Source organism: Streptomyces sp. NPDC048411 (assembly GCF_040704695.1).
GTDB lineage: Bacteria > Actinomycetota > Actinomycetes > Streptomycetales > Streptomycetaceae > Streptomyces.
On the sequence record NZ_JBEZKL010000087.1, the window covers coordinates 22,953 to 30,767 of the forward strand.

Annotated in this window: 6 protein-coding genes; 2 read left to right on the forward strand and 4 right to left on the reverse strand. The window is 67.4% G+C overall.

Annotated elements, in window-relative coordinates; translation table 11 throughout:
* Positions 1-403: 403 nt before the first annotated feature.
* Positions 404-1,372, reverse strand: coding sequence for a LuxR C-terminal-related transcriptional regulator (locus AB0915_RS26270; protein WP_366693417.1), 969 nt, complete (start codon positions 1,370-1,372; stop codon positions 404-406).
* A 266-nt stretch (positions 1,373-1,638) separates the two neighbouring features.
* Between AB0915_RS26270 and AB0915_RS26275 the strand changes: the two genes are divergently transcribed.
* Together AB0915_RS26275 and AB0915_RS26280 are read left to right on the forward strand one after the other, a co-directional pair.
* On the forward strand, positions 1,639-2,865 hold the full coding sequence (locus tag AB0915_RS26275; protein WP_366693418.1) for a hypothetical protein: 1,227 nt from the start codon (positions 1,639-1,641) through the stop codon (positions 2,863-2,865).
* Between the two features lie 270 nt (positions 2,866-3,135).
* Positions 3,136-4,368, forward strand: coding sequence for a hypothetical protein (locus AB0915_RS26280; RefSeq protein WP_366693419.1), 1,233 nt, complete (start codon positions 3,136-3,138; stop codon positions 4,366-4,368).
* Between the two features lie 375 nt (positions 4,369-4,743).
* Here the strand turns inward: AB0915_RS26280 and AB0915_RS26285 are convergent, their stop codons facing one another.
* The 3 genes from AB0915_RS26285 to AB0915_RS26295 all read right to left on the reverse strand — a co-directional run bounded on the left by AB0915_RS26285 (position 4,744) and on the right by AB0915_RS26295 (position 7,311).
* Positions 4,744-4,935 (reverse strand): hypothetical protein, encoded by a 192-nt coding sequence (locus AB0915_RS26285; RefSeq protein ID WP_366693420.1) that lies wholly within the window; start codon positions 4,933-4,935, stop codon positions 4,744-4,746.
* A gap of 221 nt (positions 4,936-5,156) precedes the next feature.
* Positions 5,157-6,779, reverse strand: a complete 1,623-nt coding sequence (groL, locus tag AB0915_RS26290; protein ID WP_358861679.1) for a chaperonin GroEL — start codon at positions 6,777-6,779, stop codon at positions 5,157-5,159.
* 325 nt (positions 6,780-7,104) lie between these two features.
* Positions 7,105-7,311, reverse strand: a complete 207-nt coding sequence (locus tag AB0915_RS26295; RefSeq protein WP_003967346.1) for a cold-shock protein — start codon at positions 7,309-7,311, stop codon at positions 7,105-7,107.
* Between the last annotated feature and the right edge of the window lie 504 nt (positions 7,312-7,815).

The window sequence follows — 7,815 nt, forward strand, 5'->3', positions numbered from 1 at the left end:
GGTAAAAGTCCCTGTGTGTGACCTGTGCTGAACGTGTGGCGAGTGAGCGAAGAATAGGTCATGCCACCGACAGCATGACCGGCGCCCCCACCACCGACGTCCGGTGGGCCCGCGCGCCAATGAGGGCTGTCGGTGGGCATGTTCAGGACCGGGCATCGTCGCGATGCGGCGAGCGCTTGGCCGAAGTCGCCGGGGACGCCGTCCAAGTAGGGAAGGATGCTGACGCCGTAGCAGTTCCCGAGCCGGCACACCGTCTCGCCGCGAACGCTCGGCAGCGGAGCCACGACGAAGTCCGGGCCCTGCTGCTCGCGCAGGGCCGACGCAGTGTCCATGGCAAGGACATAGTCCGGTCGGTCTTCGCCCCCGAATGGCGCGAGCTGCACGAACAGAGGGTGACGCCCCCTCAGAGCCAGCCGTGACGGCTCGCCTGGACGCCGAGCTGGAAGCGGGTCTGCGCGCCGAGCACCTCCTGGAGGCGGGTGATGCGGCGGGCCACCGTCCGCTCGCTGACGCCGAGTTCGCGGGCGATCGAATCGTCGGTCAGGCCACCGCTGAGAAAGGTGAGGAGTTGCCGGTTCTCGGCGGTGGCAGTTGTGGCGATGTCGTTCGGTGTGTCGACGGCGGAGGGCAGCGGGACGGCGATCTGCCAGAACGACTCGAACACGCCGATGAGCGCGTCGAGGAGGTCCGATCGCTGCACGACAATATGGTGACGACGGTCCCAATTACTCGCAGGGGGACACACGAGGGCAAAGCGGTCGTCACAAATGCCCATGTTCAGCGGGATGTCGGGAAAGACACGCGCTCGCTCACCGAGGTCGATGGAGGTCTGGACGCCCTCCCGGCCGGGCCTGTCGCGCAGCACCTGGGCCCCGTAGACGACCGAGCACTTGACGCCGCGCGTCAGCGCATCCCGAAAACCGGGGGCCAGCATGTTGGGTTGCGCCGATCGGCCGGTGAAGCCGATGGTCAGACAGCGGAGCTGCTCGGTGGCCTCGTCGTAGAGCCGCCGGACGAGTGCGCTGCGAGCCGCCTGCGTCCGGGCGATTTCGATGTAGCTGGCCCCTTCGATGTGGTGGTCGCGCCAGAAGCGAGACAGCTCCTCAACGCCGTTGCGCAGCGCGGCGAGTTCCTTGGTGCGGCTTTCCACCACGGGGTCGAGCGCGGCACGTGGGGGGTGAGCGACAAGCCGTGCGTCGTCCCGTTCCACCAGGCCGAGGCCGGTCAGTTCGTCGACCGCCGTGCTCATGGCGTGCGAGGCCACGCGCAGGGCGCCCGCCAGTTCAGCCGGGGCCATCGGGCCTCGCTCGACGAGGGTGAGGTAGACGTCCTCGGCCGTTGTGCTGATACCTATGCCATGCATTGAATGCATATGCCAATTATCACATGCGGGGACCGGACGAGGTGAGTGCCGTCGGACACAGTGCTCTGCGTGTGTCAGCACGGCAGGTGCGATGGTTCCGGTGATCTCCAAGGGTGCGCGGCCTGTCAGGTTTCTGCCATGCCGGATTCGGACAACACCAACTCTTCACCGGCGCGCCACTTCCTCGCAGACTCTGCGTACGACACAGCTGACCGCCCCTCACTCCGCAGGGACACCCCCGCGCGTCGGCTCGAACGCACACGAAGGAGTTCTCCGTGAAGAAGACCCTGGCCTGGGCTGTCACCGTTGGGATCGCAGCCACCTGCACGCTCGGTGCCGCCCTGCCGGCCGCGGCCGCGGACGACACGACGTCCGCCGCCGTCACGTCCGCCGCCTCCTCCGGCTCCGCGTTCGACACCTCCCGCCTCTCCCCGGAGGCGAAGGCCCTCGCCGACAAGATCCTGGCCGCGCTGCCGGCCGGCTGGCAGCAGCGCCGCGATGCCGCCGCCGCCAAGTACGGCATCCACGACACCCAGTGGGCGGACCTCCGCGACAGCGCCATCAATCCGGGCGACTACCAGTGCGGTAGCACGGCGATGAGGGACTACTCGAGGAAGATGCTGGAAGGCGCCGACCCCGGGCTGCTCTTTGCCCTTAGCTTCTTCGGCGTGCTCGACATGCCCACCTACGACGCGCTGTTCTTCGGCAGCGAGTCGAAGTCCAACACCTTCGGCGTCAACGGCGAGTACACCAACGAGCTGACGCACGAAGGAAAGAACCTGAAGAAGTTCTGGGACATCTACTCCGACGACATCCAGCTCATGCCGATGCATGGCGGCGCGCTCTTCTCCTCCCCGGAGCGGCTGGCCCCCGTCGTGGGCCTGATGTACGGCCTCGAGGGCCAGGATGCGCAGAACGTGGCCCAGCTGTTCATCCTGTTGGTCAACGCCGATCCCGTCCTCCAGGGCGGCAACAACCCGATCTTCACCTTCAACGCGTTCGCCTTCTCCGAGAAGGGCGACCCGCAGCCGGCAGGCATCTCCGACCGCATCGTCATGGGCGACGGCATCCTGGAGGCCCTGAAGGCCGTGGGCCTCGGCGACACCGCCCCGCGCGCCATCCTCGCCCACGAGTTCGGCCACCACGTGCAGTACGAGGACAACCTCTTCGCCAACACCACGCTCACCGGGCCGGAGGCCACCCGCCGCACCGAGCTGATGGCGGACGCGTTCGGCACGTACTTCCTCACCCACTCGCGGGGCGAGGCCCTCAACGCCAAGCGGGTGCTGGGCTCCGAGAAGTCCTTCTACGAGGTCGGCGACTGCGGCTTCAAGAGCCCCGGCCACCACGGCACGCCCAACCAGCGCTTCGCGGCCTCCTCGTGGGGCGCGAGCGTGGCCGATGACGCCGCCAACCAGGGCCACATCCTGCCCTCGCTGAAGCTCGACGAGCTGTTCGAGGCGAAGCTGCCGGACATCGTGAAGCCGGACACCACGAACTGAGTGTCGTGAACGACCGGGTGGGTGCGGCTCGGCGGGCTCTGAGGCCCGCCGGGCCGCACCCGCCGCACTCGGCCCCGAGAGGCCTGCCGGAAGGGGCAGGGGTCTTGGATCAGCGGTCCCGGCACCTTCTTGCCACGCCGGATTCCGCCCGTACGAACGCTGCATCGGGACGCCGGTCCCTCGCAGACTCTGCATCCGGCACCGCCGACCGCCTCCCTCACTCCGCAGGGACACCTCCGCGCGTCGGCTCGCACACTTAGGAGTTCCCCCGTGAAGAAGACCCTTGCCTGGGCTGTCACCGCTGGGATCGCGGCCACCTGCACCCTCGGTGCCGCCCTGCCGGCCACGGCGGCGGACGCCACGACGTCCGCCGCCGTCACGTCCACCGCGTCCCCCGGCGCCGCGCTGGACACCTCCCGCCTGTCCCCGGAGGTGAAGGCCCTCGTCGACGAGATGCTGGCCAACCTGCCGGCCGACTGGCAGGAGCGCCGCGAGGCCGCCGCCGCCCAGTACGGCATCCACGAAACCCAGTGGGCGGACCTCCGCAACAGCATCATCAACCCGGGCGACCACCAGTGCGGGGACACGGCGTTCAGGGATTACGCGACCGGCCTGCGGACAGGCATCCAGGATCAGGACCTGCGCGACTGGCTCGACGTCTTCGGCGTGTTCGACATACCGACCTATGACGCGCTGTACTTCGGCAGCGAGTCGAAGTCCAACACCTTCGGCGTCAACGGCGAGTACACCAACGAGCTGACGTCCGAGGGCAAGGACCTGAAGAGGTTCTGGGACATCAACTCCGACGACATCCAGCTCGTGCCGATGCACGGCCGCGAGGTCTTCTCCTCCCCGCAGCGGGTGGCCCGCGTTCTCTCACTGATGTTCGGGATCAAGAACGAGCCGGTGGTGCAGAGACTGGCCCAGTTCGTCATCAGCCTCGTCAACGCCGACCCCGTCCTCCAGGGCGGCGACAACCCGCTCTTCACCTTCAACGCGTTCGCCTTCTCCGAGAAGGGCGACCCGAACCCGGCAGGCATCTCCGACCGCATCGTCATGGGTGACGGCATCCTTCAGGCACTGAACGTGCTGGGCCTGGGCGACAACGGTCCGCGTTCCGTCCTCGCCCACGAGTTCGGCCACCACGTCCAGTACGAGGACAGCCTCTTCGCCAACACCACGCTCACCGGGCCGGAGGCCACCCGCCGCACCGAGCTGATGGCGGACGGTTTCGGCACGTACTTCCTCACCCACTCGCGCGGTGAGGCCCTCAACGCCAAGCGGGTGCTGGACACCGAGAAGTCCTTCTACCAGGTCGGCGACTGCAGCTTCGACAGCCCCGGCCACCACGGCACGCCCAACCAGCGCTTCGCGGCCTCCTCGTGGGGCGCGAGCGTGGCCAATAACGCCGCCAACCAGGGCCACATCCTGCCCTCGCTGAAGCTCGACAAGCTGTTCGAGGCGAAGCTGCCGGACATCGTGAAGCCGGACGCCACGAACTGAATCCTCTGAACCGGGTGCAGCCCGGCGGGCCCTGACGCCTGCCCGGCTGCACCCTTCCACCCAAGACCAGTCCGGGCTACAGTGCCCTGCCCCAAACCGGCGAGCATCAGCCGGGAAACGCTCCCCCGGACACTGCGCCATCACGTACTGAACAGCTTGATCACGCGCACGGTGACCCCGTCCGTACCGTTCCGCGTGGCCTGTGCCCCGACGCCGCGCGGCGAGGACCCGGCCCTGCCGGTGCGGGAGACCGAGGGGCGGGTGGAGCAGCAGCAAGCCCGCCGCACCGGCGGCCGACGAGGTGGGCGCTGGGCCAACTGGCCCCGGGGGCCGACGTACGGGCACTTACCGATCCGTCAGGATCAGAAGTCCATGTCACCGCCCGGCATGCCGCCCGGAGCGGCCACGGCGGCCTTTGACGGCGATCTGTTTGAGCGAGGCCTCCAGCGCCGGCTCGACGGCGTTGGCGCCGGTCGCCTCGTCACCCGAGAGCGCCGGCTTCTCGAAGACGGCGGAAGCCTGCAGCAGCGCCGCGCCACCACAAACACCGAGACCACGCCCCCACATGCGGGTGCGGTATTAAGCTGACTGACGCATGGACAAATCCCGACATAAGGAGATATTCGCCATGGCCAAGCGAGGCAACAAGCGACGCGGTCGCAAGAAGAAGAAGGCGAACCACGGCAAGCGCCCCAACGCCTGAACGCACCAGCGCCGGACATGACGTCGGCCCCCGGGACCAACTGGTCCCGGGGGCCGACGTACAGGCACTTACCGATCCGTCAGGATCAGAAGTCCATGTCACCGCCCGGCATGCCGCCCGGAGCGGCCGCAGCGGCCTTCTCCGGCTTGTCGGCGATGACGGCCTCGGTGGTCAGGAACAGCGCGGCGATCGACGCGGCGTTCTGCAGAGCGGAGCGCGTGACCTTCGCCGGGTCGAGAATGCCCTCGGCGATCATGTCGACGTACTCGCCGGTCGCGGCGTTCAGACCGTGGCCGACGGCCAGGTTGCGCACCTTCTCGACGACGACGCCACCCTCGAGACCACCGTTGACGGCGATCTGCTTGAGCGGGGCCTCCAGCGCCAGCTTGACGGCGTTGGCGCCGGTCGCCTCGTCACCCGAGAGCTCCAGCTTCTCGAAGACGGCGGAAGCCTGCAGCAGCGCGACGCCACCACCGGCGACGATGCCCTCCTCGACGGCCGCCTTCGCGTTGCGAACGGCGTCCTCGATGCGGTGCTTGCGCTCCTTGAGCTCGACCTCGGTCGCGGCACCGGCCTTGATGACGGCCACGCCGCCGGCCAGCTTCGCTAGGCGCTCCTGAAGCTTCTCGCGGTCGTAGTCCGAGTCGGAGTTCTCGATCTCGGCACGGATCTGGTTGACGCGACCCTGAACCTGGTCGGTGTCACCGGCGCCGTCGACGATCGTCGTCTCGTCCTTGGTGATGACGACCTTGCGGGCACGGCCCAGCAGGTCCAGGCCGGCGTTCTCCAGCTTGAGACCGACCTCCTCGGAGATGACGGTGCCACCGGTGAGGATGGCGATGTCGCCGAGCATGGCCTTGCGGCGGTCACCGAAGCCCGGGGCCTTGACGGCGACGGACTTGAAGGTGCCACGGATCTTGTTGACGACCAGGGTCGACAGGGCCTCGCCCTCGACGTCCTCGGCGATGATCAGCAGCGGCTTGCCGGACTGCATGACCTTCTCCAGCAGCGGAAGGAGGTCCTTCACGTTGCTGACCTTGGAGTTGACGATCAGGATGTACGGGTCGTCCAGGGACGACTCCATGCGCTCCATGTCGGTGGCGAAGTACGCCGAGATGTAGCCCTTGTCGAAGCGCATACCCTCGGTGAGCTCCAGCTCCAGACCGAAGGTCTGGGACTCCTCGACGGTGATGACGCCTTCCTTGCCGACCTTGTCCATCGCCTCGGCGATGAGCTCGCCGATCTGGGTGTCGGCGGCGGAGATGGAGGCCGTGGAAGCGATCTGCTCCTTGGTCTCCACGTCCTTGGCCTGCTCCAGCAGAGCGGCGGAGACGGCCTCGACGGCCTTCTCGATGCCCCGCTTGAGGGCCATCGGGTTCGCACCCGCGGCGACGTTGCGGAGGCCCTCACGGACGAGTGCCTGGGCGAGAACGGTGGCGGTGGTCGTACCGTCGCCGGCGACGTCGTCCGTCTTCTTGGCGACTTCCTTGACCAGCTCTGCGCCGATCTTCTCGTACGGGTCCTCGAGCTCGATCTCCTTGGCGATGGAGACACCATCGTTGGTGATCGTGGGTGCGCCCCACTTCTTCTCAAGGACAACGTTCCGGCCCTTGGGGCCGAGGGTCACCTTGACGGCGTCGGCGAGCTGGTTCATCCCGCGCTCGAGGCCGCGCCGCGCTTCCTCGTCGAACGCGATGATCTTGGCCATGTGAAGTGGTCCTCCCGGACAGGGGTGGATTGCTCCGGACCGTGTGGCGCCCGCGACGGACGGCCTGCGTGCCTGACGGTTCCTTGCCCCGCCGGGCCTGCGGGCCTCACCGACCCGGTCCTTCTGTCACTCTCAACGTCAGAGTGCTAACGCCCAATGATTAGCACTCGACCCCTTCGAGTGCAAGCGCCCCTTCGAGTTCGCGGATGGCGTCGGGCAGCTGCGGCACGGTCGCGGGCGGGCTCCGGGACGCACGAAGGGCCCGTACCCCCGGAGGTACGGGCCCTTCGTGCGTGAGTAGTGTCGTTGGCCGACCGCGTCGAGCTCAGCCGACGGCGAGCTTGACCATGTCCGCCTGCGGCCCCTTCTGGCCCTGCGAGATTTCGAATTCAACTCGCTGACCCTCTTCGAGGGTGCGGTACCCGTCCATCTGGATCGCACTGTAGTGGACGAAAACATCCGCACCACCGTCGACCGCGATGAAGCCGTACCCCTTCTCCGCGTTGAACCACTTGACGGTGCCCTGAGCCATGCCTAACTCCCCTATTACTGGCCCTTGCACAGGACCGCACTTCGCGGACCCGGGTCAGAACTCACCCTCCGACAGGAGAGGGTGCGTGCGCCGGAACGCGTCGACCGCGGCTGAATGTATCTGTCCAACTGCCCTCTGCAACAGGTCAATCGGACGAGAATTCTGGGCAGCACCGATCGCCCGAATATGAGGAATTTACGCGATTCCAGGGCAAGTCGGGCCGGACAAAGGCCACTTACGGCGCAAGGAGTTCGAACACTTTGGCTGCATCTTGTCGCGAGCGGGCGCATTCTCATATGCGGTCGGCACGGGCAGCGGAGGGGACTTCCCCACTGTACCGCGCTCAACCATGCAGAATTGCCCCCTCCGCTTAGCTCGCAGAGGGGGCAATTCCGGTAAGAGGCCGCGCACATAGGTGGGGTGGAGGAAGGAGCGGGGCGAGGGGCAAGCCTGGCAAGGCGGAGGAGGGAGTCGACGCGGAGCGTCGGTGACCGACGACAACGC

What these genes read in the sequence shown, in the direction of transcription:
- AB0915_RS26270 (WP_366693417.1), bottom strand. Translation starts at nt 1,372, where the DNA reads ATGCATTCAATGCATGGCATAGGTATCAGCACAACGGCCGAGGACGTC.
- AB0915_RS26285 (WP_366693420.1), bottom strand. Translation starts at nt 4,935, where the DNA reads ATGTGGGGGCGTGGTCTCGGTGTTTGTGGTGGCGCGGCGCTGCTGCAG.
- groL (WP_358861679.1), bottom strand. Translation starts at nt 6,779, where the DNA reads ATGGCCAAGATCATCGCGTTCGACGAGGAAGCGCGGCGCGGCCTCGAG.
- AB0915_RS26295 (WP_003967346.1), bottom strand. Translation starts at nt 7,311, where the DNA reads ATGGCTCAGGGCACCGTCAAGTGGTTCAACGCGGAGAAGGGGTACGGC.